This window comes from Pigmentiphaga sp. H8, from assembly GCF_003854895.1.
In the GTDB taxonomy this organism is placed as follows: Bacteria; Pseudomonadota; Gammaproteobacteria; order Burkholderiales; family Burkholderiaceae_B; genus Pigmentiphaga.
The window spans coordinates 1,373,419-1,397,947 of sequence record NZ_CP033966.1 but is presented as its reverse complement, the minus strand read 5'-3'; the positions used below and the strand labels follow the sequence as shown (position 1 = coordinate 1,397,947).

Annotated in this window: 26 protein-coding genes; 13 read left to right on the top strand and 13 right to left on the bottom strand. The window is 67.5% G+C overall.

Features of this window, described 5'->3' with window-relative positions; genetic code table 11:
* Window positions 1-3: 3 nt before the first annotated feature.
* Window positions 4-936 (top strand): protein translocase subunit SecF, encoded by a 933-nt coding sequence (gene secF, locus EGT29_RS06645; protein WP_124688277.1) that lies wholly within the window; start codon window positions 4-6, stop codon window positions 934-936.
* A gap of 92 nt (window positions 937-1,028) precedes the next feature.
* Window positions 1,029-1,922: a LysR family transcriptional regulator gene (locus tag EGT29_RS06640; protein WP_124688276.1), complete on the top strand. Its 894-nt coding sequence runs from the start codon at window positions 1,029-1,031 to the stop codon at window positions 1,920-1,922.
* On the opposite strand, the gene EGT29_RS06635 is transcribed toward EGT29_RS06640, so the two are convergent.
* Together EGT29_RS06635 and EGT29_RS06630 are read right to left on the bottom strand one after the other, a co-directional pair.
* The gene (locus EGT29_RS06635; RefSeq protein WP_124688275.1) at window positions 1,919-2,890 is read right to left on the bottom strand and encodes a tripartite tricarboxylate transporter substrate binding protein; all 972 of its coding nucleotides are present in this window, start codon (window positions 2,888-2,890) and stop codon (window positions 1,919-1,921) included. The two genes, EGT29_RS06640 and EGT29_RS06635, sit on opposite strands and share 4 nt — an antisense overlap.
* Window positions 2,887-4,017 carry a 4-oxalomesaconate tautomerase gene (locus EGT29_RS06630; RefSeq protein WP_124688274.1) on the bottom strand — a complete coding sequence of 377 codons (1,131 nt, stop codon included), beginning with the start codon at window positions 4,015-4,017 and terminating at the stop codon, window positions 2,887-2,889. Before EGT29_RS06630 ends, EGT29_RS06635 begins: the two co-directional genes overlap by 4 nt.
* 123 nt (window positions 4,018-4,140) lie before the next feature.
* Here EGT29_RS06630 and EGT29_RS06625 point away from each other — a divergent pair, with 123 nt between their 5' ends.
* Window positions 4,141-5,466: an amidase gene (locus EGT29_RS06625; protein ID WP_124688273.1), complete on the top strand. Its 1,326-nt coding sequence runs from the start codon at window positions 4,141-4,143 to the stop codon at window positions 5,464-5,466.
* Between the two features lie 31 nt (window positions 5,467-5,497).
* Window positions 5,498-6,181, top strand: coding sequence for a cytochrome b/b6 domain-containing protein (locus EGT29_RS06620; RefSeq protein WP_124688272.1), 684 nt, complete (start codon window positions 5,498-5,500; stop codon window positions 6,179-6,181).
* A 20-nt stretch (window positions 6,182-6,201) separates the two neighbouring features.
* Here the strand turns inward: EGT29_RS06620 and EGT29_RS28860 are convergent, their stop codons facing one another.
* The 3 genes from EGT29_RS28860 to purB form a co-directional block, all read right to left on the bottom strand.
* Window positions 6,202-7,704 (bottom strand): DUF3300 domain-containing protein, encoded by a 1,503-nt coding sequence (locus EGT29_RS28860; protein WP_192901798.1) that lies wholly within the window; start codon window positions 7,702-7,704, stop codon window positions 6,202-6,204.
* Window positions 7,705-7,825: 121 nt separating this feature from the next.
* Entirely contained in the window at window positions 7,826-8,284 is a 459-nt protein-coding gene (locus tag EGT29_RS06610; protein WP_124688271.1) for a cytochrome c, read from the bottom strand.
* A 141-nt stretch (window positions 8,285-8,425) separates the two neighbouring features.
* The gene (purB, locus tag EGT29_RS06605; RefSeq protein WP_124688270.1) at window positions 8,426-9,802 is read right to left on the bottom strand and encodes an adenylosuccinate lyase; all 1,377 of its coding nucleotides are present in this window, start codon (window positions 9,800-9,802) and stop codon (window positions 8,426-8,428) included.
* Between the two features lie 128 nt (window positions 9,803-9,930).
* On the opposite strand from purB, the gene EGT29_RS06600 reads away from it, so the two are divergent.
* Together EGT29_RS06600 and EGT29_RS06595 are read left to right on the top strand one after the other, a co-directional pair.
* The gene (locus tag EGT29_RS06600) at window positions 9,931-10,545 is read left to right on the top strand and encodes a glutathione S-transferase C-terminal domain-containing protein (RefSeq protein WP_124688269.1); all 615 of its coding nucleotides are present in this window, start codon (window positions 9,931-9,933) and stop codon (window positions 10,543-10,545) included.
* Window positions 10,546-10,606: 61 nt separating this feature from the next.
* Window positions 10,607-12,232: an FMN-binding glutamate synthase family protein gene (locus EGT29_RS06595; RefSeq protein WP_124688268.1), complete on the top strand. Its 1,626-nt coding sequence runs from the start codon at window positions 10,607-10,609 to the stop codon at window positions 12,230-12,232.
* Between the two features lie 10 nt (window positions 12,233-12,242).
* On the opposite strand, the gene EGT29_RS06590 is transcribed toward EGT29_RS06595, so the two are convergent.
* Window positions 12,243-12,521, bottom strand: a complete 279-nt coding sequence (locus tag EGT29_RS06590) for a hypothetical protein (RefSeq protein WP_124688267.1) — start codon at window positions 12,519-12,521, stop codon at window positions 12,243-12,245.
* A gap of 130 nt (window positions 12,522-12,651) precedes the next feature.
* Between EGT29_RS06590 and EGT29_RS06585 the strand changes: the two genes are divergently transcribed.
* Window positions 12,652-12,906: a type II toxin-antitoxin system RelE/ParE family toxin gene (locus EGT29_RS06585; RefSeq protein WP_124688266.1), complete on the top strand. Its 255-nt coding sequence runs from the start codon at window positions 12,652-12,654 to the stop codon at window positions 12,904-12,906.
* A complete protein-coding gene (locus tag EGT29_RS06580) occupies window positions 12,890-13,216 on the top strand; it encodes a helix-turn-helix domain-containing protein (protein ID WP_124688265.1) in 327 nt (108 codons plus the stop codon). The genes EGT29_RS06585 and EGT29_RS06580 overlap by 17 nt, the downstream gene beginning before the upstream one ends.
* A 137-nt stretch (window positions 13,217-13,353) precedes the next feature.
* Here EGT29_RS06580 and EGT29_RS06575 read toward each other — a convergent pair whose 3' ends face one another.
* Window positions 13,354-14,214, bottom strand: a complete 861-nt coding sequence (locus tag EGT29_RS06575) for a fumarylacetoacetate hydrolase family protein (protein WP_124688264.1) — start codon at window positions 14,212-14,214, stop codon at window positions 13,354-13,356.
* 223 nt (window positions 14,215-14,437) lie between these two features.
* Here EGT29_RS06575 and EGT29_RS06570 point away from each other — a divergent pair, with 223 nt between their 5' ends.
* Window positions 14,438-15,145 carry a GntR family transcriptional regulator gene (locus EGT29_RS06570; protein ID WP_238160313.1) on the top strand — a complete coding sequence of 236 codons (708 nt, stop codon included), beginning with the start codon at window positions 14,438-14,440 and terminating at the stop codon, window positions 15,143-15,145.
* A 13-nt stretch (window positions 15,146-15,158) separates the two neighbouring features.
* Here the strand turns inward: EGT29_RS06570 and mnmA are convergent, their stop codons facing one another.
* The 4 genes from mnmA to EGT29_RS06550 all read right to left on the bottom strand — a co-directional run bounded on the left by mnmA (window position 15,159) and on the right by EGT29_RS06550 (window position 18,556).
* Window positions 15,159-16,283, bottom strand: a complete 1,125-nt coding sequence (mnmA, locus tag EGT29_RS06565; RefSeq protein WP_124688263.1) for a tRNA 2-thiouridine(34) synthase MnmA — start codon at window positions 16,281-16,283, stop codon at window positions 15,159-15,161.
* Window positions 16,270-16,764 carry an NUDIX hydrolase gene (locus tag EGT29_RS06560; protein WP_124688262.1) on the bottom strand — a complete coding sequence of 165 codons (495 nt, stop codon included), beginning with the start codon at window positions 16,762-16,764 and terminating at the stop codon, window positions 16,270-16,272. Before EGT29_RS06560 ends, mnmA begins: the two co-directional genes overlap by 14 nt.
* Before the next feature lie 96 nt (window positions 16,765-16,860).
* Window positions 16,861-17,856, bottom strand: coding sequence for an aromatic ring-hydroxylating dioxygenase subunit alpha (locus tag EGT29_RS06555; RefSeq protein ID WP_124688261.1), 996 nt, complete (start codon window positions 17,854-17,856; stop codon window positions 16,861-16,863).
* 55 nt (window positions 17,857-17,911) lie between these two features.
* Window positions 17,912-18,556, bottom strand: a complete 645-nt coding sequence (locus EGT29_RS06550) for a TetR/AcrR family transcriptional regulator (protein ID WP_161567721.1) — start codon at window positions 18,554-18,556, stop codon at window positions 17,912-17,914.
* A gap of 137 nt (window positions 18,557-18,693) precedes the next feature.
* On the opposite strand from EGT29_RS06550, the gene EGT29_RS06545 reads away from it, so the two are divergent.
* Window positions 18,694-19,707 (top strand): tripartite tricarboxylate transporter substrate binding protein, encoded by a 1,014-nt coding sequence (locus tag EGT29_RS06545; RefSeq protein WP_161567720.1) that lies wholly within the window; start codon window positions 18,694-18,696, stop codon window positions 19,705-19,707.
* Window positions 19,708-19,741: 34 nt separating this feature from the next.
* On the opposite strand, the gene EGT29_RS06540 is transcribed toward EGT29_RS06545, so the two are convergent.
* Window positions 19,742-20,665, bottom strand: coding sequence for a dihydrodipicolinate synthase family protein (locus EGT29_RS06540; RefSeq protein WP_124688258.1), 924 nt, complete (start codon window positions 20,663-20,665; stop codon window positions 19,742-19,744).
* A gap of 16 nt (window positions 20,666-20,681) precedes the next feature.
* Window positions 20,682-21,386: a FadR/GntR family transcriptional regulator gene (locus tag EGT29_RS06535; protein WP_161567719.1), complete on the bottom strand. Its 705-nt coding sequence runs from the start codon at window positions 21,384-21,386 to the stop codon at window positions 20,682-20,684.
* Window positions 21,387-21,612: 226 nt separating this feature from the next.
* On the opposite strand from EGT29_RS06535, the gene EGT29_RS06530 reads away from it, so the two are divergent.
* From EGT29_RS06530 to EGT29_RS06520, 3 genes are read left to right on the top strand one after another with little or no spacing between them, the layout of a single operon-like run.
* Window positions 21,613-22,737 carry a Re/Si-specific NAD(P)(+) transhydrogenase subunit alpha gene (locus EGT29_RS06530; protein ID WP_124688256.1) on the top strand — a complete coding sequence of 375 codons (1,125 nt, stop codon included), beginning with the start codon at window positions 21,613-21,615 and terminating at the stop codon, window positions 22,735-22,737.
* Window positions 22,737-23,066, top strand: coding sequence for an NAD(P) transhydrogenase subunit alpha (locus tag EGT29_RS06525; protein ID WP_124688255.1), 330 nt, complete (start codon window positions 22,737-22,739; stop codon window positions 23,064-23,066). The genes EGT29_RS06530 and EGT29_RS06525 overlap by 1 nt, the downstream gene beginning before the upstream one ends.
* Window positions 23,066-24,499 (top strand): NAD(P)(+) transhydrogenase (Re/Si-specific) subunit beta, encoded by a 1,434-nt coding sequence (locus EGT29_RS06520; RefSeq protein WP_124688254.1) that lies wholly within the window; start codon window positions 23,066-23,068, stop codon window positions 24,497-24,499. The genes EGT29_RS06525 and EGT29_RS06520 overlap by 1 nt, the downstream gene beginning before the upstream one ends.
* Window positions 24,500-24,529 lie beyond the last annotated feature (30 nt).

The following is a 24,529-nucleotide window of genomic DNA, read 5'->3' as shown; positions in this document are numbered from 1 at the left end:
AACATGGAATTCTTCCGCATCCACAAGACCATCCCGTTCATGCGCCATGCGCTGGTGCTGAACATCATCAGTCTGGTCACGTTCCTGGCGGCGGTGTTCTTCATCGCCACCAAGGGCTTCCACCTGTCCATCGAGTTCACCGGCGGCACGGTCATGGAAGTGGCCTACCCGCAGGCCGTGGAGCTGGACAAGGTGCGCAGCACCATCTCGCAGAAGGGCTACAACGACTTCCAGGTGCAGAACTTCGGCACCTCGCGCGACGTGATGATCCGGCTGCCCAACATCGAGGGCAAGACCTCGACCCAGCAGAGCAACGAGGTCATCGAGGCCCTGAAGGCCACCGACGCCAGCGTCGAACTGCGCCGCGTGGAATACGTGGGCCCGCAGATCGGCAAGGAGCTGGCCCACGACGGCCTGCTGGCGCTGCTGTTCGTGGTGGTCGGCATCATGATCTACCTGGCGTTCCGCTTCGAGTGGAAATTCGCCGTGGCGGGCGTGGTGGCCAACCTGCACGACGTGGTCATCATCCTGGGCTTCTTCGCCTTCTTCCAGTGGGAGTTCTCGCTGCCTGTGCTGGCGGCGGTGCTGGCGGTGCTGGGCTACTCGGTGAACGAATCCGTGGTCATCATGGACCGGATCCGGGAAAACTTCCGCAAGCAGCGCAAGGCCTCGGTGCGGGACGTGATCGACAGCGCCATCACCGCCACCATCTCGCGTACGATCATCACCCACGGCTCGACCCAGATGATGGTGATCGCGATGCTGATCTTCGGCGGCCCGTCGCTGCATTATTTCGCGCTGGCCCTGACCATCGGCATCTGGTTCGGCATCTACTCGTCCGTGTTCGTCGCGGCCGCCATCGCCATGTGGCTGGGCGTCAAGCGCGAGGACCTGGTCAAGCCGGCCAAGAAGGACACCGGCGAAGTCGTGGGCTGACGCCCGCGCCGTCCCGGACGACGTCCCGAAGCGCCCGGCTCCGCCGGGCGTTTTTGTTTTCATCGAGCCATGCGGCCCGACGGAGCGCTTCCATGAATCCGCGATTCGATCTCCTGACCCTGCAACTGCTGCGCAAGGTCGATGAAACCGGCAGCGTCGCGCGCGCGGCCGAGACCATCCACCTGACGGCATCGGCCGCCAGCAAGCGCATCCTGGAGCTGGAATCGCAGCTGGGCATCGCCCTCCTGACCCGGCGGCCGGAAGGCGCCCGCCTGACCGCCGCCGGCCTGGCGGTGGCGCGGCGCACCGAACGGGTGCTGGAAGAATTGCAGGGATTGCAGCAAGACCTGGCGGGGTTCGCCGACGGGACCTCGGGCACGGTCAGGATCGCTTCCAACACCTCGGGCATGTGCGCGGGACTGGCCGACCTGATGGCCCGCTTCTCGGCGGAATATCCCGGCATCCTCATATCGGTGCGGGAAGCCACGAGCGCGGCGGTGCTGGAGGCGGTGGCCAACGGGTCGGTCGATCTGGGCATCGCCCATGCCGGCGCGCGGGCGGACCCCCTGCGGAGCCTGCCCTACACGCGCACGCCGCTGGTCCTGGCGGTCCCCGCCGGCCATGAACTGGCCGGGCGGGATGCCGTCTTCTATGAGGAAACGCTGCGGTTCCCGCACATCGCGCGGGCGGCCGGCAGCGCGCTGGCGCAGTTCTCGGGCCAGGACGGCCCGGGCACGCCGCACCCGCCCGCCGTCTCCACCCAGGTGACCAGCTTCCCCGCGGTGTTCTCGCTGGTCAGCGCGGGACTGGGCGTGGCCGTGGTGCCCGCCGCGCCCGCCGACTGGCACGTTCCCGCCAACATCCGGCAGGTGCCGCTGGCCGACGACTGGGCCAGCTTCGAACTGCGCCTGGTGGTCGACCCGGGCGTGGTCCCCACGCCCGCGGTGTCGCGCCTGCTGGGCGCCCTGCTGTCGCAGGCCGCCTAGTCCACGCTGACCGAAGCGTCGCGCACCACCTTGCCCCACTTCACCTTGTCCGCAGCGATCAGGGCCGAGAAGGCCTCCACCGTGTCGGACGCGGGTTCGTAGCCGTTCTCGATCAGCTTCTGCCGCACGGCCGGCCTGGCCACGTAGGCCCGCATTGCCGCGTTCCACTTGCGCACCACGTCGGCCGGCGTGGCCTTGGGCGCCGCGACGCCCCACCACTCGTCGGCCACGTAGCCGGGCAACCCGGCCTCGGTTACCGTGGGGACATCGGGAAAGCTTGCCGCGCGCGCGGCGCCGGTGGTCGCCAGCAGCTTGACCCGGCCCGACTTGATGTAGGGCGTGGCCGGCCCCAGGATGGCGAACATCATGGAGATCTGGCCGCCCAGCAGGTCGTTCAGCGCCGGGCTGGTGCCGCGATAGGGAACGTGGCGGATGTCGATCCGCGCCATGGACTTGAACAGTTCCCCCGGCAGGTGGCCCGCGGCGCCGTTGCCCGCCGACCCGAAGGTCAGCATGCCCGGCTTGCTCCGGGCCAGCGCGATCAGTTCGCCGATGGAGTTCACCCCCAGCGAAGGATGCACCAGCACGCCGAACACGGTCGAAGCCACGCGGCTGATCGGCGTGAACTGCTTCTCGGGATCGTAGGGCAGCGACTTGTACAGGCTGGGGTTGATGGCCGACACGCCCGCGGTCGTCATCAGCATGGTGTAGCCGTCGGGCTTGGCCGAGGCCACCGCGGCGGCACCGATGGCGCCGCCCGCGCCGGGACGGTTCTCGACGATGACGGGTTGATGCCATTGCTGGTCCAGCTCGCGCGCCAGTTCGCGCGCCAGGATGTCGGTGCCGCCGCCGGCGGGGAACGGCACCACCAGCCGGATGGGTCCGGCCGGGTAGGCATCGGCCGCCTGGGCGGCATGCGGCCCGGCGAGCGCGAGGCCGGCGATCAGGAGAACACGGAACGATTTCATGCGAGAACTTCCCTTGCAGGCTCGGCGGCGGGCGCATCCAGCGTCGCCTCCGGAAAATAAACGGTGCCGGCGTACAGGCGCCGGGCGGTGCGAAGCAGGCTGGCCGAACGGACCTCGGTACCCGCGGCGCCCTGAGTCGCGTCGATCCCGACGCGCAGCGTGCCCGCGGGGTGCTCGATGGCGACCTCGCCCGCCGCGCCCTGGGCGGCGATCCGCGCCGCCACGGATCCCGGCACCTGCACGGCCGCCGCCAGGCATACCGCGCCGGTCACGGCGAACGAGGTATGGCAGGTGTACGGCATGAAGTACCGGGCACTGATCGTACCGCCCGCCACCGGCCGCGCCACGGTCACGAGCTTGGGCATCTCCAGCCGCGCGACGTCGCCCAGGCCCATCGCCCGGCCGGCGGCGCGGCGCACGCGCTCGACGCGGGCCAGCAGATCGTCGCGGGCGTTGATCTCGCCGGCGGTCTCGTAGCCCGTCATGCCCAGCTCGGCGGCCTCGACGATGGCCATGGGCACGGCCGCGTCCACGCAACTGACGCGCACGCCCTCCAGCGTCTCGATGGCCTGCCCCGTGGGCAGCAGCTTGCCGGTCTTGGCGCCGGCCACGTCGCAGAAACGCAGCCACACCGGCGCAGCGGTGCCGGCCACGCCGTCGATGGCCGCCTCGCCCGCATAGATGGCGCGGCCGTCCCGTGTCCGCACGGTGGCCACGATGCGCTTGCCGGTGTTGACGTTGAAGATGGCCACGTCGGTGGAGGCCCCCGCGGCGGCCTTCACCAGGCCTTCGTCGATGGCGAACGGGCCGACGGCGGCCAGCATGTTGCCGCAGTTCACCGAGTAGTCGATGGTGTTCTTGTGGACGCAGATCTGGGCGAACAGATAGTCCACGTCCACGCCCGGCCGGGTACTGCGCGAAATGATCGCGACCTTGTTGGTAAGCGAATCGATGCCACCTATGCCGTCTATCCGCCGCGGCTCCAGGGCCCCCATCAGCCTGAGCAGCGCGGCATCGCGCCGCTCGCCGGCCGGCGGCAGGTCGTCCGCCAGGAAAAACGGCCCCTTGGACGTACCGCCGCGCATCAATACGCAGCGCAGCCCCAGTTGATCGGAAAATGTCTGCATGGCTTTCCTCCTTGCGGCGCAAGTCTGGACCGTCCCGCCGGGCCGGGCAAACGACGAATCGGCGCGGGGGGCGCGAAAAAAATTCGCGTCTTCCCGGCTACCCGCCCACGCATACTGGCGGCCATGCGACACCTGGACTTTTCCCCACTATCGGCGGGCGAGATCGCCGCCCGCCTGTCTGACGGCACCTTGTCCCCAGCCGACATCGCGCGCGGCGTGATCGAGCGGCACGCACGGCTGGAACCGGACCTGAGGGCCTGGAGCTGGTTCGAACCCCGCCAGATCGAACGCGCCTACCGCGACGGCCCCGCGCCCACCGATCCGCGCCCCGGGCTGCTGGGCGTCCCCGTGGGCGTGAAGGACATCATCGACGTCGAAGGCATGCCGACCGGACTCGGCCTGCCCGGCGCGGCCACCCCGGCGGCCCGCCACGCGGCCTGCGTCGAGCTGCTGCGCGCCGCCGGCGCCGTGCCAGTCGGCAAGACCGTTACCGCCGAACTGGCCTTCTCCCATCCGGGCCCGACGCGCAATCCGCACGGGCCCGGCCACACGCCCGGCGGGTCGTCCAGCGGCTCGGCCGCCGCGGTGGCCGCCGGCATGGTGCCGCTGGCGCTGGGCACGCAGACCGGCGGGTCGGTCATCCGGCCCGCGGCCTACTGCGGCGTGGTCGGCATCAAGACATCGCTGAACGCGGTCCCCTCGGCCGGTATCGCGCCCGTGGCCGACAGCCTGGATTGCGTGGGCTGGTTCGCCCGATCCGTGGAGGATGCCATTCTGGCCGCCAGGGTCCTGCTGCCCTGGCAGGATCTCGCGCCCCGTCGTCCCGGCAATCGGTTGCGCGTCTGGCGCCTGGACGCCATGGAACTGGGAACGCTGTCGCCCGAAGCGCGGCAGGCGCTGGACGAAGCGTCCGCCGCGCTGCGCGGGGCGGGCTGCGCCGTCGTCGAAGCTCCCCTGGCCGGCCTCCTGCCCGCGCTGGCCGAATGCCATCGCCGCATCATGCTGCACGAACTGGCCCGCACCCTGCTGCCCATCCTGTGCACGCGCGGCCGCGAACTGAGCGCGGCCATGCTGAAGGCGATCGACGCGGGACGCTCGGTCACCGCCAGCCAGTACCAGGAGGCCCGGCACCAGGTGCGCGAAGCGCACGCCGCGCTCGATGCCCGGATGCGGGACTTCGACCTCATCCTGACCCCCAGCGCGGCCGGCGAGGCGCCGGCGGGCCTGCACCATACCGGCGACTCGACCTTCAACCGGGTCTGGTCGGTGCTGGGATGGCCCGCGATCCACCTGCCCACGGCCTGGTCCCCGCGTGGCCTGCCGGTAGGCGTGCAACTGGTGGGCAGGCAAGGCGAAGACGAGGCGCTGCTGCGGCACGCCCAGGCCCTCCATCCCCTGATCGATCGTCGCATGCCCGCATCGCGCGCCCAGGTACCGATGGCACAATAGCCACTCTCCCGCTTCTTCGGTGGCTGCCTCCATGTCCAACCCAAGCAAGATCCGCGTCTGGGACCTTCCCACCCGCCTCTTTCATTGGCTGCTCGTCGTCTGTGTGATCGGAGCCTTCGTCACCGTCAAGGTCGGCGGGCTCTGGGCCGAATACCATCTGCTTTTCGGCTACGCCGTCCTGGGGCTGATCCTGTTCCGCATCGTCTGGGGATTCGTGGGCAGCGGCCATGCCCGCTTCGCGCGCTTCGTGCGCGGGCCGCGCGCCATCGCCGCCTACCTGAGAGGCACCATGCCGCGCACGCCCGGCCACAATCCGCTGGGGGCGCTGTCGGTGGTGGCCATGATCCTGCTGCTGGGCTACCAGGCCGCCACGGGGCTGTTCGCCAACGACGACATCTTCACGGAAGGGCCGCTGGCCGGCCTGGTCGGCAAGGACTGGTCGGACCGGCTGACCGGGCTGCACAAGCTGGACGAGCTGCCCATCCTGATCCTGGTCGGGCTGCACATCGTGGCCATCGTCTGGTACCGCGTCGCGAAGAAGCAGAAGCTGACCCGCGCCATGGTCACCGGCGACGCCCCGGCCGAGGAATTCACCACCGGCGCCGACTCCGCGCGCGATACGGCGGGCACCCGCCTGCTCGCGCTGGTCATCGCGGCCTTGGCCGCCGCGGTGGTCTACGGCATCGTGTCGCTGCGGCCCGCCGCCATGTTCTGATGCGCGCCGGGCCGTGCCGGTCAGCGGCCACCGCCGTGATGGCCGCCACCGCCTCCGCCACCTCCGCCGCCGGCCATGCCGACGTTGCCGCCGCCACGGCCACCGCCGCCACCATGGCCGCCTCCGCCCGCGTGGCCGAAATCACGCCCGCCGCCGGACTCGCGGCCGCCCTGCGGGCCGCTCCAGCCCCGGCCCGCGCCGGGTCCCGCCTGGACGCCGCCGCCTTCGCCACGGCCTCCGGCCCATTCCCTGCCGCCTGACGGACGCGAGGGCATCCCCCCCGCGCCGCGCTGGCCATCCTGGCCCGGACGCGATGCCTGGGGCCCTTGTCCGCGTCCGCCCCCGGCCCCCGGCATGCCCGCGACACCACCCGGCGTACGGCCCGGCATCGCGCCCGGGCTGCCCGTCTCGCGGCCCCGGCCGCCATCGGCCCTGGGGCCGCTTCCCTGTCCATCGAAACGGCTGCCGGGCGTGCCACGGTCGCCCGCCCCGCCCGGCCGCCCGCCGTCGAAACGGCTACCCTGGCCGCCGTCGAAGCGGCTGCCGAATCCCCTGCCTGGATCGCGATCGCGCAGCGATGCACGGTCGATATTGGGCAGGTCGCGCCGCCAGGCATCGGCGCGGGAACGATAGGCCTCGCGCGCGGCGAAATGCCTGGCCGGATCGCCGTAGAACTGGCGGCCACGCCCGGGATCCCCATAGCCCACGTTGCGGCGGTGGTAGGCATCGTGCCGCCAGTCGACGTGGCTGTATCGCGTGCGGTTGAAGTTGTTGTAGTTGTAGATGTTGACCACGTTGACCCGGTGCGCGTGCCAGTCGTAGCCGCCCCACAGCGCGTGCCCGATGAACAGGCCCACGCCGAACGAGAACACCACGCCGGCGGCCACGTAGCCGGGCGGGTACCAGTAGAACGGCGTGTAGGCCGGATACAGCCAGGGCCCGTAGACGACCGTGGGGTTGTAGACCGGCACGTAGACCACGTCCGGCCGCGTGGGCTCGATGCGGATGACCGTGGTGCCGCCCGAGGACGGCACGGTGGTAACCGTCTGCTCCGACCCCGAGGTCAGGTTGCCGGCCGCCTGGGCCCGCGACCGCAGCACCTGGACCTGGTCCATCAGCGCATCCTGCTGCGACAGGAAGACGTCGCCCAGGCGCGTGGTCCAGCTCAGGCGTTCGTTCATCATGTCCAGCACATTGGGAAAGGCGACCAGCGACTTGACGCTGGGATCCCAGTCCTGGTTCTGCATCGCGCCTTCCAGATCCGCGCCGGTCACGTTGGGGTGATCCTTCTGCCAGCGCGCGGCCTCGACCACTTCCAGCGGATAGGTGGACGCCATCAGGATCTGCGACAACAGCGCGTCGGGATACAGCGCGATGGGCGCGACCAGCTGCTCCAGCTCGGCGGGCTGGGCGACGCCGTTGCGCGTCGATGCCGTGGTCTGGGCCGCGACGGGCACGGGCAGGCCGACCACGGTGGAAAAGGCGGCGGCCATGCACAAGACGATTTTCGATACGGAAGCCATGACGGGCCCCCCTAGGCGGGAATACACAGGTATTCGACCGCCGGGAAACGAAAAAAGCCAGGTCCACCCTGGCTTTTTTTGAAACAACGGGCTTACAAGCCCTGAAACTTATTTCGATCGATTACCGATTCCGGAAATTATCGTGGCAAGCCTTGCAACTGGCGCCGACCGCACCGTAGGCGGTCCGTACCTGGGCGAGATCGCCGGTGTCGGCGGCCGCCACCAGTTTGGCGATGTCGCCGTGCAGCCGCTCCTGGCCTTGCTTGAACCTGGCGTTGTCGGACCAGACCGCCGGCTTGGCCCCGCCACCTTCCGTTCCCGGACCGAATGCGCTCCACGGCAGCTTGGACATCATGGCGACGATGGCCACGTCGGCCTTCACCTGGGCCGCGTCGTAGGGCTGCTGCCCCCGCACAACCGGCGCGATGCGGCCGAAGTGGTTGGACATGACGGTAAGCGCCGACTGGCGATACTTGACGGCGTCCTCGGGCTTGGCGAACTGGGCGGCGGCGGTGGCGGGCAGCAGCATGGGGGCGGCGGCGATACAGGCGACGGACAGTACGCGCAAAAGTCTCTTCATCAGGGGCTCCTGGGTGGGACGGACAAGGGAGGGTCTACCGGACGATAGACCGGTCGGACAACGATTCCAACGTGTTCGATGCGCGAGGCGCGAGAGGGTTCCCGCGATGTGGGCGCCGCGGCGCCCACATCCGGTAGGCGGCTACAGCTCGCGGGCGAGCTTGGCCGCCAGGCCGATGTAGTTGCGCGGCGTCATCGCCAGCAACCGGACCTTGGGCTCGTCGGGCAGTTCCAGCCCCAGGATGAACTCGCGCAGCGCCTCTTCGCTGATGCCCTTGCCGCGGGTCAGCGCCTTCAGCTGCTCGTAGGGCTGCGGCAGGCCGTAGCGCCGCATGACCGTCTGCACGGGTTCGGCCAGCACTTCCCAGCAGGCGTCCAGGTCGGCGTCGATGGCCGCGCCGTTGATCTCCAGCTTGTCGAGTCCGCGCAGGCAGGCATCGTAGGCCACCAGGCAGTAGCCGAAGGCCACGCCCAGGTTGCGCAGCACGGTGGAGTCGGTCAGGTCGCGCTGCCAGCGGGAAACGGGCAGCTTGTCGGCCAGGTGGCGCAGCGTGGCGTTGGCCAGCCCCAGGTTGCCTTCGGAGTTCTCGAAGTCGATGGGATTGACCTTGTGCGGCATGGTGGACGAGCCGATCTCGCCTTCCTTCAGGCGCTGCTTGAAGTAGCCCAGCGCGATGTAGCCCCAGATGTCGCGGTTCACGTCGAGCAGGATCACGTTGGCGCGCGCCACGGCGTCGAACAGCGTGGCCATCCAGTCATGCGGCTCGATCTGGATGGTGTGGCGGTTCTGCGTCAGGCCCAGGCCCTGCAGCACCTTGGCGCTGAAGGCCTCCCAGTCGATCTCGGGATAGGCGGACAGGTGGGCGTTGAAGTTGCCGGTGGCGCCGTTGAGCTTGGCCAGCGGTTCCACGCGTTCGATCTCGGCGATGGCCCGGCCCAGGCGCGCCGCCATGTTGGCGAATTCCTTGCCCATGGTGGTGGGGCTGGCGGGCTGGCCATGGGTGCGCGACAGCAGCGGCTGGTCGGCATGCTGCTCGGCCAGGGCCGCCAGCTTGTCGTAGACCTTGCGCAGCGAGGGCACGAGAGCCTGGTCGCGCGCGGCCCGCAGCATCAGCGCGTGCGAGGTGTTGTTGATGTCTTCCGACGTGCACGCGAAATGGATGAACTCGGCCGCGGCGGACAGTTCGGCGTTGTCGGCCACCTTTTCCTTCAGCCAGTACTCCACCGCCTTCACGTCATGGTTGGTGGTGCGTTCGATGTCCTTGATGCGGGCGGCGTCGGATTCGGAGAATCCGGCCACCAGTTCCGCCAGGCGCTGGCGCGCGGCGACGGAGAAGGGTTGCAATTCGGGCAGTCCCGCGTCGGACAGCGCCACCAGCCACGCGACCTCGACCTGAACCCGGTGATGCATGAAGCCGGCTTCGGACAAGAGCGGGCGCAAGAGCGCGCCGCGGCTGGCATAGCGGCCGTCCAGCGGCGACAATGCATTGAGGGGGGTCAACTGGTCGGAAGTCTTCATAAGCGCTTGAAAGTAAAAAGAAATTGTAGCACCGCACCATATCCGGGGACGGGTCCGGATGGTATACTCCGCGGCCCATCCATGCCCGCCGGCCGGCCCTGATTTTAGGACCATCCGGCTCTTGCTCTATGAAACTTATCGGCTCGTTGGCCAGCCCCTTCGTCCGCAAAGTCCGCATCGTCCTGGCAGACAAGAAACTCGACTACCAGTTCGAACAGGAAAACGTGTGGGCGGCGGACACCCGCATCCAGGACTCCAACCCGCTCGGCAAGGTCCCCTGCCTGATCATGGAGGATGGCGGCGCGGTCTTCGATTCCCGCGTCATCGTCGAATACCTGGACACGATCACGCCGGTCTGCCGGCTGCTGCCCCCGTCGGGCCGCGAGCGCTCCGAGGTCAAATGCTGGGAGGCCCTGGCCGACGGCCTGCTGGATGCCGCCGTGCTGATCCGCGCCGAATACACCCAGCGCCCCGAGGCGCTGCGCAGCGAGAGCTGGATCGCACGCCAGCAGGGCAAGATCGACGCCGCCGTGGAAGCCATGGAAACCGGCCTGGGCGAGAAACCCTTCTGCGCCGGCAACAGCTACACGCTGGCCGACGTCGCGGTCGGCTGTGCGCTGGGCTACCTGGACTTCCGCTACCCCGAACGCGACTGGCGCGACGGCCATCCGAACCTGGCCCGCCTGGCCGAGAAGCTGGCGCAGCGCCCGTCGTTCGCCGACACCGATCCGCGCCAGGGCTGATCCCGGCCCGCCCCTGCCGCGCTGCTATGCTTGACTCCGTTTCAGTCCGAAGGAGTCGCGCATGTCCTGGTTTGCCCCCCGATACACCACGTTATGGCTGGCCGTCCTGGGCACCGTGGGATTCGGCCTGCTGGCCGCGGACGACGCCGACTGGGGGATCCCGGCGCTGATATTCGCCGCGCTGCTGGCGCTGGGCATCGTCGATCTCCTGCAGCGCAAGCACGCCATCCGCCGCAACTATCCCATCCTGGGCAACCTGCGCTTCCTGTTCGAGTTCGTCCGCCCCGAACTGCGCCAGTACTTCTTCGAGGACGACACCAAGGCCGCGCCGTTCTCGCGCAACCAGCGCTCCATCGTCTACCAGCGCGCCAAGCAGGACATCGACAAGCGCCCGTTCGGCACCCAGGAAGACGTGTACGAACGGCGCTACGAATGGATCAACCACTCGATGGCCCCGGTGCACATCGAGAACTTCGATTTCCGCGTGACGGTGGGTGGACCGGACTGTACCCAGCCCTACAGCGCCTCGATCTTCAACATCTCCGCCATGAGTTTCGGCGCGCTGTCGGCCAACGCGGTGACGGCGCTCAACACCGGCGCCCGCAAGGGCAATTTCGCGCACGACACCGGCGAAGGCGGCATCAGCCGCTACCATCGGGCGCCGGGCGGCGACCTGGTCTGGAACATCGGGTCGGGCTACTTCGGCTGCCGCGACGCCGACGGCCATTTCAGCGAGGAAGCCTTCGTGACCAACGCCACCTCGCCCCAGGTGCGCATGATAGAGATCAAGCTCTCGCAAGGCGCCAAGCCCGGCCACGGCGGCATCCTGCCGGGCGCCAAGGTCACGCCCGAGATTGCCGAGGCGCGCGGCGTGCTGGTGGGGGTGGACTGCAATTCGCCGTCGCGCCACGGCGCCTTCTCCACCCCCGTCGGCCTGATGCAGTTCGTGGCGCGCCTGCGCCGGCTCTCGGGCGGCAAGCCCGTGGGCTTCAAGCTGTGCGTGGGACACCCCTGGGAATGGTTCGCCATCGTCAAGGCGATGCTGCAGACCGGCATCACGCCCGACTTCATCGTGGTGGACGGCGCCGAAGGCGGGACCGGCGCGGCGCCGGTGGAATTCACCGACCACGTCGGCGTGCCGCTGCAGGACGGCCTGCTGCTGGTCCACAACACCCTGGTCGGCGTGAACCTGCGCGACCGGATACGGATAGGCGCCTCGGGCAAGATCATCACCGCCTTCGACATCGCGCGCACGCTGGCGCTGGGGGCCGATTGGTGCAACAGCGCGCGCGGCTTCATGTTCTCGCTGGGTTGCATTCAGGCGCAGGCCTGCCACACCGACCGCTGCCCCACCGGCGTCACCACGCAGGATCCGCTGCGGCAGAAGGCGCTGGTCGTGCCCGACAAGGCGGAGCGGGTCTACAGCTTCCACCGCAACACCCTGCGCGCGCTGAGCGAACTGGTGTCGGCCGCGGGCATGGACCATCCGTCCAAGCTGAGCCCCGAGCACATCGTGCGCCGCATATCGGGCAACGAAGTCAAGCTGCTGGCCAGCCTCTTCCCCTTCCTGAAGCGCGGCGAACTGCTGGCCGGCACGCCGCCCTACGAGGTCTACCGGAAATACTGGCCCATGGCCCAGGCCGAGTCCTTCGAGGCCATGCTGCCCCAGACCCAGGCCGCATCCTGACCGCGGCCGCCTACCCCTCGCTCCCCTTCCGGCCGCCCGGCCGGAAGAAGCGGGGAAACGCCTCGCGCATGGTCGACACCATTCCCGTGTCCACGGCGTCGTAGCCCGGCAGGCGGTTGATCTCCATCCTGAACTCGCTGCTTTGCATCAGCTCCTTCAGCGGCAGGAAGCGCGGATCGGCCAGCAGCAGATCGAGGATGGCGCGCGCGCTCGAGCCGTGCTGGCGCATCTGGACGCCCATGGCGACGCCGAACTGAACGACATGGCGCGGCAGGCCGTGCGGGAACATCGGGCTCGGATGCTTTAGGAGTTCCCTTGGCCTCGAGAGTATGTCAGGCCAGACATACCAAAGAGAAAAACACTTCTTCGACAGGCCATAATGAGGCACACCAATAACTTATAATTAGCTTATAATCCTCATGAACTCGATTCTGTGGACGGTGAAGGCTGCCAGGCAGTTGCGCAAACTTGATCGACAGCATCAGATGGCCATACGAGACGGAGTTTCCGCTCTAGTGACAATGCCTGATTGCCTGCACGTCAAGGCTCTCGCCAATCATCAGTACGGATACCGGCTACGGATCGCCAACTACCGGATTTTCTTCGACTGGGACGGAAAAATCAGGATCGTTGAAATTCAAGAGGTGAAGAAGCGCGATGAACGCACGTACTAGCATCCAGATCATTAACGGGCCGGATGGCGAACCCGCCTTCGTGGTGATCCCCTATGGCGAGTACATGGCGCGGCGCAATGTGGACAGCGACCTGATTCCACACAACGTGGTCGATCGAACCGTAGATGGCGCTACACCGGTTCGAGCCTGGCGCGAACACCTGGGTCTGACCCAGGCTGTCGTCGCTGAACGCCTGGGAGTCAGCCAGTCCGCTTACGCCCAGCAGGAAGGCAGCGACCGTCTGCGCAAGGCATCCAGAGAGAAGATTGCCGCGGCTCTGGGCATCAGCCCGGAACAACTCAATTTCTGATGAGAATGAAAAAAAGCCCGTCGGGGCTTTTTTTCATCGCTGGGCCGCCCCAAGATGAAAACGCCCCCTTTGGGGGGCAGCGCCGCCGCGAAGCGGCAAGCGTGGGGGCATTTTTCATTGCGTCGCAGCTACGGATATCAGGCTTCGGCCGTTACCGGGTTGCGCAGCAGGCCAACCTTCTCGATCTCGATTTCCACCACGTCGCCCGGCTTCATCCAGACCTGCGGATTGCGCGCCTGGCCCACGCCGGCGGGGGTGCCCATGACGATCACGTCGCCCGGTTCCAGCGTCAGCACTTCGGTCAGCAGCTCGATGGTCTCGGGGATGTCGAAGATCATGTCGCTGGTGTTGGCGTCCTGCATGACCTGGCCGTTCAGGCGGCACTTGATCGACAGGCCCTTGGCGGCGGCCGGCAGTTCGTCGGCGGTGACCAGGTGCGGGCCGAAGGCGCCCGTGGCGTCGAAATTCTTGCCGATGGTCCACTGCGGCGTGCGCTTCTGGTAGTCGCGCACCGAGATGTCGTTGAAGCAGGCATAGCCGAACACGAGGTCCATGGCCTGGTCGCGCTTGACGTGGCGGCCGGCCTTGCCGATCACCACGGCCAGCTCGGCTTCGTAGTCGAACTTGTCGGACACGCGCGGACGCACCGTGGGTTCGCCATGGGCCAGCAGCGAAGTCGCGCCGCGGAAGAAGAACCAGGGGTATTCGGGCTTGTCGCGGCCGCCTTCCTTGGCATGGTCGAAATAGTTCAGGCCCAGGCAAATGATCTTGCCGGGGCGGGGCACCACGGGGGCGTAGGCGATGGAGTCGGCCGGCAGGCGCGGGGCCGACGACGCGATGGCGGCCTTCGCCGCGCCCTGGAGGTCGACGCCGGCCTGCAGCGCGGCGCCCAGGTCCGCCGGGACCTGCGGCTGGGCCTGGTTCAGGTCGATGATGCCGTCATCGGCCAGGACGCCCAGGCGCACGGCGCCATCTTTGCGGAAACTCACGAATTTCATCTCTAACTCCGGTAATGGGGTGAAAACGCGCGTGCCTGCACGCGCCAAGACGCCGGCCCCGCGGGGCGGTTATTCCTTTGGCTTCGCCATTTTATATACATTTTTCTTGAATGCAATTTTTTATACATATTTTTGATGGGTACGGCGTTTTATACACTTTCATATAAAATCCACCGGCCGGCACCCACGCACGGCTGCCCACAACGGGCCTCATGGAGTTTTCGTGGCTAAGACCCCCGCCCCACCGGCCGACCCCGGCGCCCCCGCCGCCACCCAGACCACCACGCTGTACGACCGCATGCGCGCCGATCTGCTGGCGGGCCGGTTACTGCCGCCCGGGCGCAAGCTGCAGATCGAATTCCTGGGCCACCACTACGGCGCCGGCCAGACCCCCGTGCGCGAGGCCCTGAACCGGCTGACCGCCGACGGCCTGGTGGAACAGCGCGACCAGCGCGGCTTCGCCGTGGCGGCGGTCAGCCCCACCGACCTGGTCGAGATCACCAACACCCGCTGCTGGCTGGAGGAAATCGCGCTGCGCAAGTCCATGGCGTCCGGCTCCGCGCAATGGGAAGAGGGCCTGGTCCTGGCCTTCCATCGCCTGTCCAAGACGCCGCGCTCGCTGCGGGACGACCGCTTCGAGGCCAATCCCGAATGGGAACAGCGCCACCGGGCCTTCCACCGGGCGCTGATAGGCGGATGCGGGTCGCGCTGGCTGATCGGCTTCTGCGAACAACTGGCGGACCAGTTGTACCGCTATCGCCAGTTGTCGGTGCAGAAGATCTTCCCGGACCGCCCGATCCAGGCCGAACATGAAGACCTGATGGAAGCCATCACGGCGGGGGACGCCGACCGGGCCGTGGCGCTGCTGACCGAGCACTACCAGAAGACCGCGCGCATCGTGCTGGACGATCCGGAGGCCTTCGAGGGATAGGCAATCCGCGCCGCTAGCGCGCGGACGGGGACGTGATGATGCCGCCTCCCAGGCAGACCTCGCCGTCGTACAGCACCGCGGACTGGCCGGGCGTCACTGCCCACTGAGGATCGGGGAAACCCAGTTCGAACGTTTCGCCATCGGCCCGCGCCAGCGTGCACGCCGCATCGGGTTGCCGGTAACGGGTCTTGGCGCCATAGGCGCCCGGCGCCGGAGGCTCGCCGGCCACCCACGATGCCTGCTGCGCCTGCAGGGCGTCGCTCAGCAGCCACGGATGATCGTGGCCCTGCACCACGTATAGCGTGTTGGACGCGAGGTCCTTCTTCGCCACGTACCAGGCGTCCGCGGTGCCGTCCTCCTGCTGGCGCCCTTTCACGCCGCCTATGCCCAGGCCCTTGCGCTGGCCCAGCGTGTAGAACGACAGCCCGACGTGCTGGCCCACGCGTTCGCCTTCGGACGTGAGGATGAGGCCGGGCTGGGTGGGCAGATAGCGGTTCAGGAATTCGCGAAAGGGACGTTCGCCGATGAAGCAGATGCCGGTGGAGTCCTTCTTGGCGGCATTGGACAGGCCCAGTTCGTGCGCGATGCGCCGCACCTCGGTCTTGCGGATCTCGCCCAGCGGAAAGACCGTGCGCGACAACTGCGCCTGGTTCAACCGGTGCAGGAAATAGCTCTGGTCCTTGGTGTGGTCCAGGGCCTTGAGCAATTGGTGGCGCCCGGCCTGCGGCCCCGACTCCACGCGCCGCACGCGCGCGTAGTGGCCGGTGGCGATGTGCTCGGCGCCCATGCGCATGGCATGGTCCAGGAAGGCCTTGAACTTGATCTCGGCGTTGCACAACACGTCGGGATTGGGCGTGCGGCCGGCCGAATACTCGCGCAGGAATTCGGCGAACACACGGTCCTTGTATTCGGCGGCGAAGTTGACCGCTTCGATGTCGATGCCGATGACATCGGCCACGCTGGCGGCGTCCAGCCAGTCCTGGCGGGTCGAGCAGTACTCGGAATCGTCGTCGTCCTCCCAGTTCTTCATGAAGAGGCCGACCACTTCGTAGCCCTGCTGTTTCAGCAGCCAGGCGCTGACCGACGAATCCACCCCGCCGGACATACCCACTACGATGCGTCCCTTACTGCTTGCCATGATGCGTATCCACGATTGCCGTATGTGTGTAGAGCGCGTCCAGCGCCAGCCACGGCCGGCCCGACGCCCGCGCGCGCAGATAGTCGTCCACGCAGCGCATGACCAACGGACTGCGGTGCTCGGCCTGCCGGGCGCGCAGTTCGTCGGTGGAGATCCAGAACGCGCGGCGTATGCCTTCGTCCAGGGCGCGGCCGGGAAGCGGCTCGCCCGCCTCGCCCACGAAGGCGAAGCGCAGGAAGGTCGGCGCATCGACGCTTTCGGGACGCCACAGGTACGTGCCCAGCCATCCCGACGGTACGAAGGGATGCGCGGTCTCTTCCAGGGTTTCGCGCCTGACGGCGCTTTCGAGCGATTCGCCGGCTTCGAGGTGGCCGGCCGGCTGGTTCAGCCTGACGCCGGCGTCGGTGTCTTCCTCGATGACCAGGAACTTGCCGCCGCGCTCGATCACGGCGGCGACAGTGACTCGGGGCGTCCAGACCATGGAGGGTGCTCGTTCGGATCCATGGGGGATTTTACCCCGGCGCGCATTCGCAACGCAGTCAGGGGTGCGTTCGGATGGGCGCCCTTCGGGCAGGCCCTAGACGGCGGAGGCGTCCAGCAGGCGCTTCATGATGCGGTGCGCCGCCTGCATGCCCCGGTCCGCCTGGAGAGGCAGGTCGCGGGCATGCGGCATGGCCAGCGCCATCCGCTGCTGCGCTTCGGCGATATCGACGTCCTCCTGGTGGACTCGAAGCGCATCGGCATTGAGCCGCTCGCTCAGCGCCTCATCCTCGATCCGGAAATTCCGCGACAGGGCGATGTAGTAGTGATGCGTCGTCGCGGTTTCCGGCGTAAGCAAGTGATCCGCGCGCAGATCTACGTCCACGCCTTCGGCCGAGTTGCGGACCAGGACGGATATCCGGCCGGGCGGCGTCCACTCCGCCACCTGGACCCGATCGACCCGCCCCGGGAACGGGTACCACTCCCGGTGTGCCGGTGCCTGCTCCACATCCTTGAAACAGCGCCGGTTCACCACGCCATCGTCGGTCACCTCGATTTCCAGAGGATCTTCGGACAACAGCCTGGGATCGAAACCGATGCTCGACTCATGGAGAAACGCGACGTGCGACAGATCCAGCAGGTTGTCGTTCATGTAAAGGTACGAGGCCTTGACGGGAAAATACTGGATCAACCCGCTATTCCATGCCTTGCTTTCACGCCACGGCAATTGCGGCAGCAGGGCTTCGGCGGCCTCGGCGTCGCCTGGCCATACCCAGATGAAGCCATAGCGTTCGATGGCTGGAAATGCCTGGACGTGGGCCATGCGCGGAATGACCGACTGGGAAGGAATGTGCAGGCACTGCCCGTCGGTGCCGAATTCCATGCCGTGATAGACGCAGCGGAGGTTTTCCCCCTGCACCCGCCCCATCGACAACGGCGCGCGCCGGTGCGAACACAGGTCCTGGACGATGCCCACCCGGCCGCTCTGCGTTCGAAACGCCACCATGGGAATGCCGCAAACGACTCTTCCCAGCGGCCGCGATGCCAGATCCGCGCTGGAGCACAGCACATACCATTGATTGCGAACGAACATCACGAACCCTTTAATTCCTAATTTAAGGAATTTTAGGAGTTCCAGGAATCGGCTGTCAACCAGGCGCCAGTCCGCGCAGGAGCAGATCCGCCATGGCGGCGGCGTAGCGATCGACGAAGTCCTGGCTGTCGGCCTCCACGCCAAACATGTATTCGATCAGCGGCCTGGCGTTCAGCAGCACCTCGCTCAGGCCGATGAGCGCGCATTGCAGGATGCGCGGGTCGATGGCGCGAACGGGATCGCCCGGCCGCGCCCGGAGCAGGTCGCCCATCAGCACCATGCTGCGCCCGTTGACGTCCGCCATGAGCTGCCGGCCTTCCGCCGACTCGGAGGAATACACCCGGTTCAACAAGGTATGAAGGAAGGGATTCTCGACCAGGATGGTCAGCATGCCCTTGAGCCGCTCCTGGATCTTCGGGCCGATCTCGCCTTCTCCCTGGACGATCTCGGTGGCGCGCGCCAGCAGCCGACCCATGAGCGTCTTCGCGGCGGCCACGAACAGGCCTTCCTTGTTCTTGAAGTAATAGCGGACCATCGCGGGATCCACGCCGGCATGCCGCGCCACCTCGATCACCGTCACGGCGTCCGGATGAGTCGTCCTCAGGATGGACAGCGTCGCCTCGATGATATCGGCCTGCTTGTCGCCCGATCCCGCCTCCGGCCGGCCCGCGCTTCGCTTCTGTGGCCTTGTCTTAGTCATGTTCATTCCGCTTGAAGGGAAATGGCAGCCCTGCCACAATGGCCAAAATTCCCAATAAAAGGAATTTTAGCCATCCTTGTTTCGACGGACCCGTGCCGCGGAGGGCGGCCTTCCCATCCATTACCAAAGGAAAAATGATGTGGTTGAAGAAACAGCATGACGTCGTGCGCAGAACCTTCCTGCGAACGCTGCGACATTCCGCCTGTGTCGCGCTCGCCCTGGCGAGCCTGGCGCCGCTTCATGCGGCCGATTTTCCCACGAAACCCATCACCCTGGTCGTGCCCTTCCCCGCCGGCGGCGGCCCCGACCAGGTTGCCCGGGTCATCGCGGAAAAACTGGCGCCCCGGCTCGGACGCCCGGTGGTCGTGGAGAACCGCCAGGGTGCAAGCGGAACGATGGGAGCGGCACATGTTTTCCGCGCTCCCGCCGACGGCCATACCCTGCTGCTGACACCGAGCACGTTCAGCCTGGCTCCGCTCGTCCTGCAAAAGGGAGTCGTGCCCTACGACGTCCGGCGCGATTTCGTTCCCGTGATCCAGCCCACGACGAGCTGGCTGGTGCTGGCCGCGCATCCGTCCACCCAGGTACGCTCCCTGGCACAGCTCAAGCAGTTCGCCACGACCCACGCCAATACGATCTATACCGGCTCGGGAGCCGGTTCAACCATGCACGTCGCGGGGGAAATGCTCAAGCATGAGCTGAAGGTCGACATGACGTTCGTGCCCCATCGCGGGACCGCGCCCGCGCTGGCGGACACGATAGGCGGGCACATCCAGTTCATCATCGCGGGTTATCAGGACCTGGCCCCCCATTTCAAGGCCGGCGCCCTGCTGCCCGTCGCCTTGTTGGACGACACCCCCCACCCCACCGATGCCTCCGTCGTGCCCGTCGCCCGGCAGGGCTATCCGTCCTATTCGGTCCGCAGTTGGACCGGGATCTTTGCCCCCTCGGCCACCGCGCCGGATATCGTCAACCGCCTGAATGCCGAGATCGACGCCGTCCTGCACATGCCCGAGGTGCGCGGGCGCCTGGAGGACAACGGACTGCAACAGGTCGTGGGAGGAAAGCCGGGCCGCCTGACCGCGACGGTGGAGCACGACCTGAAGGTCTTCACCCCCTTCGTGCGCGGCGCGGGGATCGTGGCGAACTGACGCCTTCCCCGCCGCGCCCGGGATCTGGAAGCGCCTATCGGATTCCGGGCATGTCGAAGCCCAGTTCTTCCAGCTTGCCGATCAGCTCGGCTTCCTGCTGGCCGGGCATCTCGACCAGCGGCGGACGCACGGCGCGCCAGGCCGGATCCTGCATGAAGTACGAGATGACCGCCTTGAGCGCGGGGATCATCGAATACTTCTGCACCAGCTCGCGGGTCTGGGTGACTTTCTGCTGCAGGGCCTCGGCGTCGGGACCCTGCCAGTTGGCGTAGAGCTGGCTGATGGGGCCCGGGTTGATGTTGCCGGTGGCGGTGATGCAGCCCTTGCCGCCCGCGCGCAGGCCGCGCAGCAGCAGCGTTTCGCTGGCGGGGAAGACGTCGAAGCCGGTCGAGGCGAAGGCGTCGATGACGGACTTGGAGTAATTCCAGTCGCCGGACGAATCCTTCAGGCCCACGACGGTGTCGGGGTAAGCCTTGATCAGGCGCTCGATCAGCGGCAGCGAAATGGGCACCTGCGACACGGGCGGGATGTGATACAGGTAGACGCGCAGCGCCGAGTCGCCGACGTTCTCGATGACCTGGCTGTAGTAGCGGAACAGGCCTTCGTCGGGCACGCCCTTGTAGAAGAACGGCGGCAGCATCAGGACCCCGGCCGCGCCGTGCTTGACGGCGGCGGCGGTCAGTTGCGAGGCCTCGGGCACCGAGCACGCGCCGGTGCCGGGCATCAGCTTGGCGCCGGGGATGCCGTCGGCCACGAGCTTGCCCATCAATTCGATCTTCTCGGCGGCCGACAGCGAGTTGGCCTCGCTGTTGGTGCCGAAGATGGCCAGGCCGGCGCAGCCGCTGTCGAGCAGCCACTGGCAGTGGCGGGCGAAGCGGCCGGCATCGGGCAGCATGTCGGGCTGGAACGGCGTGACGACCGGGGCAAGCAGGCCTTGCAGGCGGGGAGGTGCGGACATGTCTCTCTTCCTTGGGTCAATGAGATTGGATGCGTTGCAGGCGGGCCATCGCGTTGCTCATGTGCGCATGGGCGGCCTGGCGGGCGGCGGTGGGGTCGTGCGCGGCGATGGCCTCGTAGATGGCCTCGTGCTCCATCGTGATATCGGTCAGCCAGCCGGCCAGCTCGCAATTGCGGCGGCTGATGGAAAGCTGGTTGCGCGTGTGGCGCTCCAGGAACTCGAAGAAATCGTCGTAGACCGGATTGTTGGCGGCGCGCGCGATGGCCCGGTGGAACAGGATGTCTTCCTCGACGCCGTCGCCACCGCGCTGGCTGGCCACGTTCAGGACCTTGAGCGCCTGGCGGATGTCCTTGATCTGCGCCGCGGTGGCGCGGGCGGCGGCCAGCGCCGCGGCCTCGGTCTCCACGCCTATGCGCAGTTCGAACACCTGCTGCACGACGGCATTCGCCTCTTGCCGGTCGCCGCCGATGCGGAACGGCCGGCCCGCGGGCGTGGCCGCGACGAAGGCCCCCAGCCCCTGGCGGGTGGTGACCAGGCCGTCGGACTTCAGGCGCGCGATGGCCTCGCGCACCACGGTGCGGCTGACGCCGAAATCGGCGGCCAGGCGTTCTTCGGTGGGCAGGCGGCTGCCGGCCTCGCGTTCGCCCGACACGATTTGCGTGGCGAGCACTTCGCTGAGCTGTTCGGCCAGGTTGCTGCTGCGCAAGGGAGTGGATGACATGCGACGACGTAAGCGTGAAAAAAACCAGGCGCACATATTGCCCGGTTATCATACAACCCGTCAACCAGGGGATGACCGCCAGGCCGGACGCGCCGGCCTGGCCGTGCGCGGCCGATTTGACAGGGCATGCTAGGATGCTCCGGGGGACGCGAGGGGAATCGCCATTGGCCGCGCAAGACGGCAACGCCCTTGCGTTCTACCGCCACAACGCAACGAGGAGAATCTCATGAAGATTGGGGTCCCGACTGAAATCCGGCCGGGGGAGACACGTGTTGCCGCAACGCCGGAAACCGTGAAAAAACTGTCGGCAGGCGGCAACCAGGTACTGGTGCAAGCCGGCGCCGGGCGGCAGGCCAGCTTCCCCGACGAAGCCTATGCTGCCGCGGGCGCCACGCTGGTGCCCGACGCCGCCCAGGTCTACGCCCAGGCAGAACTGGTGCTGAAGGTCCAGGCCCCGCAGGAGTCCGAACTCGCGCTGCTGCGTGCGGGCCAGATCCTGCTGGGCATGCTCAACCCCTTCGACGCGGAAGGCCTGGAAAAACTGGCCGCCACCGGCGTGACCGGCTTCTCGCTCGAGGCCGCGCCGCGCATCACGCGCGCGCAAAGCCTGGACGTGCTGTCCTCGCAGGCCAACATCGCGGGCTACAAGGCGGTCATCGTCGCGGCCGATCACTACGGCCGCTTCATGCCCATGCTGATGACCGCCGCCGGCACCGTCAAGGCCGCGCGCGTCGTCGTGCTGGGCGCGGGCGTGGCGGGATTGCAGGCCATCGCCACCGCCAAGCGGCTGGGCGCGGTGGTCGAGGCCTCCGACGTGCGCCCCGCGGCCAAGGAGCAGATCGAATCGCTGGGCGCCAAGTTCATCGACGTGCCCTACGAGACCGACGAGGAACGCGAGATCGCCCAGGGCGTGGGCGGCTACGCTCGCCCCATGCCGCCGGCATGGATGGCGCGCCAGGCGGCGCTGGTGGCCGAACGCTGCAAGCAGGCCGACATCGTCATCACGACCGCGCTGATCCCGGGCCGCCCCGCGCCCGTGCTGGTCAGCGAGGAAACCGTGGCCGGCATGAAGCCGGGCTCGGTCATCGTCGACCTGGCCGTGGAACGCGGCGGTAACTGCCCGCTGTCCCGGCCCGACCAGGTGGTCGATGCACATGGCGTGAAGATCGTCGGCTACACCAACCTCGCCGCGCAGGTGGCGACCGACGCGTCCGCCCTGTACGCCCGCAACCTGCTGGACTTCCTGAAGCTGGTGGTCGCCAAGGACGGCGCCCCCGCCATCCAGCGCGAAGACGAGATCGTCGCCGCCTGCATGGTGTGCGATGCCAACCGCGTGCTGAGGAACAAGTAATGGAACTCATCGACCACACCATCATCAACCTCATCATCTTCGTGCTGGCCATCTACGTGGGCTACCACGTCGTCTGGAACGTCACGCCCGCCCTGCACACGCCGCTGATGGCCGTCACCAACGCCATCTCCGCCATCATCATCGTCGGCGCCATGCTGGCCGCGGCGCTGACCGACACCGGGCTGGGCAAGACCATGGGCGTGCTGGCCGTCGCGCTGGCCGCGGTCAACGTGTTCGGCGGCTTCCTGGTCACGCGGCGCATGCTCGAGATGTTCCGCAAGAAGCCCAAGGCCGCCCCGGCCGACGCCGCCAAGCAGGAGGCCCGCTGATGCTATCGCTCAACGTCGTCACCCTGCTCTACCTGGTCGCCTCGGTGTGCTTCATCCAGGCGCTCAAGGGCCTGTCGCACCCCACGACCTCGCGCATGGGCAATACCTTCGGCATGGTCGGCATGGCCATCGCCGTGCTGACCACCGCCGCCCTGATCGGCAAGCTCGCCGCCGAGCCCCTGGCCGGCCTGGGCTGGGTCGTGCTGGGCCTGCTGGTCGGCGGCACCGCCGGCACCATCATGGCCAAGCGCGTGGAAATGACCAAGATGCCCGAGCTGGTCGCCTTCATGCACAGCATGATCGGCCTGGCCGCGGTGTTCATCGCCATCGCGGCGGTGGCCGAGCCGCACGCCTTCGGCATCGCCGATCCGGGCATTCCCATCCCCACCGGCAACCGCATCGAGCTGTTCATCGGCACCTTCGTGGGCGCGATCACCTTCTCGGGGTCGGTCATCGCCTTCGGCAAGCTGTCGGGGCGCTACAAGCTGCGCGTGTTCCGCGGCGCGCCGGTGGTGTTCGCCGGCCAGCACATGCTGAACCTGCTGCTGGCCCTCGTGATGGTCGGATGCGGCATCTGGTTCGCGGTCACCCAGGAATGGACCCCGTTCGTCATCATGACGGCCATTGCCTTCGTGCTGGGCGTGCTCATCATCATCCCCATCGGCGGCGCCGACATGCCCGTCGTGGTATCGATGCTGAACAGCTATTCCGGCTGGGCCGCGGCGGGCATCGGCTTCTCGCTCAACAACCCCATGCTGATCATCGCCGGTTCGCTGGTGGGCTCGTCGGGCGCGATCCTGTCCTACATCATGTGCAAGGCGATGAACCGGTCGTTCTTCAACGTGATCCTGGGCGGCTTCGGCGGCGACGCCTCGGCGGCCGCCGCGACGGGCGACCAGCAGCAGCGCAGCGTCAAGTCGGGCAGCCCCGACGACGCGTCGTTCATGCTGACCAACGCCGAGACCGTGGTGATCGTGCCCGGCTACGGCCTGGCCGTGGCGCGCGCGCAGCACGCGCTGAAGGAACTCACCACCAAGCTGACCGAGAAGGGCGTGAACGTGAAGTACGCGATCCACCCGGTGGCCGGCCGCATGCCGGGGCACATGAACGTGCTGCTGGCTGAAGCCGAGGTGCCCTATGACCAGGTGTTCGAAATGGAGGACATCAACTCCGAGTTCGGCCAGGTCGACGTGGTGCTGGTGCTGGGCGCGAACGACGTGGTGAACCCCGCCGCGAAGAACGATCCCAAGTCCCCCATCGCGGGCATGCCCATCCTCGAGGCCTACAAGGCGCGCACCATCATCGTCAACAAACGGTCGATGGCGGCGGGCTACGCGGGCCTGGACAACGAGCTGTTCTACCTGGACAAGACCATGATGGTGTTCGGCGACGCGAAGAAGGTCGTCGAGGACATGGTCAAGGCTGTCGAGTAAGCGGCATCCGCGCCCCGCGTGCAACGCGCG

Coding starts and splice junctions, on each gene's coding strand:
- EGT29_RS06630 (WP_124688274.1), bottom strand. CDS start 4,017: ATGCAGACATTTTCCGATCAACTGGGGCTGCGCTGCGTATTGATGCGC.
- purB (WP_124688270.1), bottom strand. CDS start 9,802: ATGAAGACTTCCGACCAGTTGACCCCCCTCAATGCATTGTCGCCGCTG.
- EGT29_RS06640 (WP_124688276.1), top strand. CDS start 1,029: ATGAATCCGCGATTCGATCTCCTGACCCTGCAACTGCTGCGCAAGGTC.
- EGT29_RS06585 (WP_124688266.1), top strand. CDS start 12,652: ATGAACTCGATTCTGTGGACGGTGAAGGCTGCCAGGCAGTTGCGCAAA.
- EGT29_RS06545 (WP_161567720.1), top strand. CDS start 18,694: ATGTGGTTGAAGAAACAGCATGACGTCGTGCGCAGAACCTTCCTGCGA.
- EGT29_RS06525 (WP_124688255.1), top strand. CDS start 22,737: ATGGAACTCATCGACCACACCATCATCAACCTCATCATCTTCGTGCTG.
- EGT29_RS06620 (WP_124688272.1), top strand. CDS start 5,498: ATGTCCAACCCAAGCAAGATCCGCGTCTGGGACCTTCCCACCCGCCTC.
- EGT29_RS06590 (WP_124688267.1), bottom strand. CDS start 12,521: ATGTTCCCGCACGGCCTGCCGCGCCATGTCGTTCAGTTCGGCGTCGCC.
- mnmA (WP_124688263.1), bottom strand. CDS start 16,283: ATGGCAAGCAGTAAGGGACGCATCGTAGTGGGTATGTCCGGCGGGGTG.
- EGT29_RS28860 (WP_192901798.1), bottom strand. CDS start 7,704: ATGGCTTCCGTATCGAAAATCGTCTTGTGCATGGCCGCCGCCTTTTCC.
- EGT29_RS06535 (WP_161567719.1), bottom strand. CDS start 21,386: ATGTCATCCACTCCCTTGCGCAGCAGCAACCTGGCCGAACAGCTCAGC.
- EGT29_RS06600 (WP_124688269.1), top strand. CDS start 9,931: ATGAAACTTATCGGCTCGTTGGCCAGCCCCTTCGTCCGCAAAGTCCGC.
- EGT29_RS06530 (WP_124688256.1), top strand. CDS start 21,613: ATGAAGATTGGGGTCCCGACTGAAATCCGGCCGGGGGAGACACGTGTT.
- EGT29_RS06625 (WP_124688273.1), top strand. CDS start 4,141: ATGCGACACCTGGACTTTTCCCCACTATCGGCGGGCGAGATCGCCGCC.
- EGT29_RS06560 (WP_124688262.1), bottom strand. CDS start 16,764: ATGGTCTGGACGCCCCGAGTCACTGTCGCCGCCGTGATCGAGCGCGGC.
- EGT29_RS06540 (WP_124688258.1), bottom strand. CDS start 20,665: ATGTCCGCACCTCCCCGCCTGCAAGGCCTGCTTGCCCCGGTCGTCACG.
- EGT29_RS06555 (WP_124688261.1), bottom strand. CDS start 17,856: ATGTTCGTTCGCAATCAATGGTATGTGCTGTGCTCCAGCGCGGATCTG.
- EGT29_RS06520 (WP_124688254.1), top strand. CDS start 23,066: ATGCTATCGCTCAACGTCGTCACCCTGCTCTACCTGGTCGCCTCGGTG.
- EGT29_RS06595 (WP_124688268.1), top strand. CDS start 10,607: ATGTCCTGGTTTGCCCCCCGATACACCACGTTATGGCTGGCCGTCCTG.
- EGT29_RS06635 (WP_124688275.1), bottom strand. CDS start 2,890: ATGAAATCGTTCCGTGTTCTCCTGATCGCCGGCCTCGCGCTCGCCGGG.
- secF (WP_124688277.1), top strand. CDS start 4: ATGGAATTCTTCCGCATCCACAAGACCATCCCGTTCATGCGCCATGCG.
- EGT29_RS06550 (WP_161567721.1), bottom strand. CDS start 18,556: ATGACTAAGACAAGGCCACAGAAGCGAAGCGCGGGCCGGCCGGAGGCG.
- EGT29_RS06610 (WP_124688271.1), bottom strand. CDS start 8,284: ATGAAGAGACTTTTGCGCGTACTGTCCGTCGCCTGTATCGCCGCCGCC.
- EGT29_RS06580 (WP_124688265.1), top strand. CDS start 12,890: ATGAACGCACGTACTAGCATCCAGATCATTAACGGGCCGGATGGCGAA.
- EGT29_RS06575 (WP_124688264.1), bottom strand. CDS start 14,214: ATGAAATTCGTGAGTTTCCGCAAAGATGGCGCCGTGCGCCTGGGCGTC.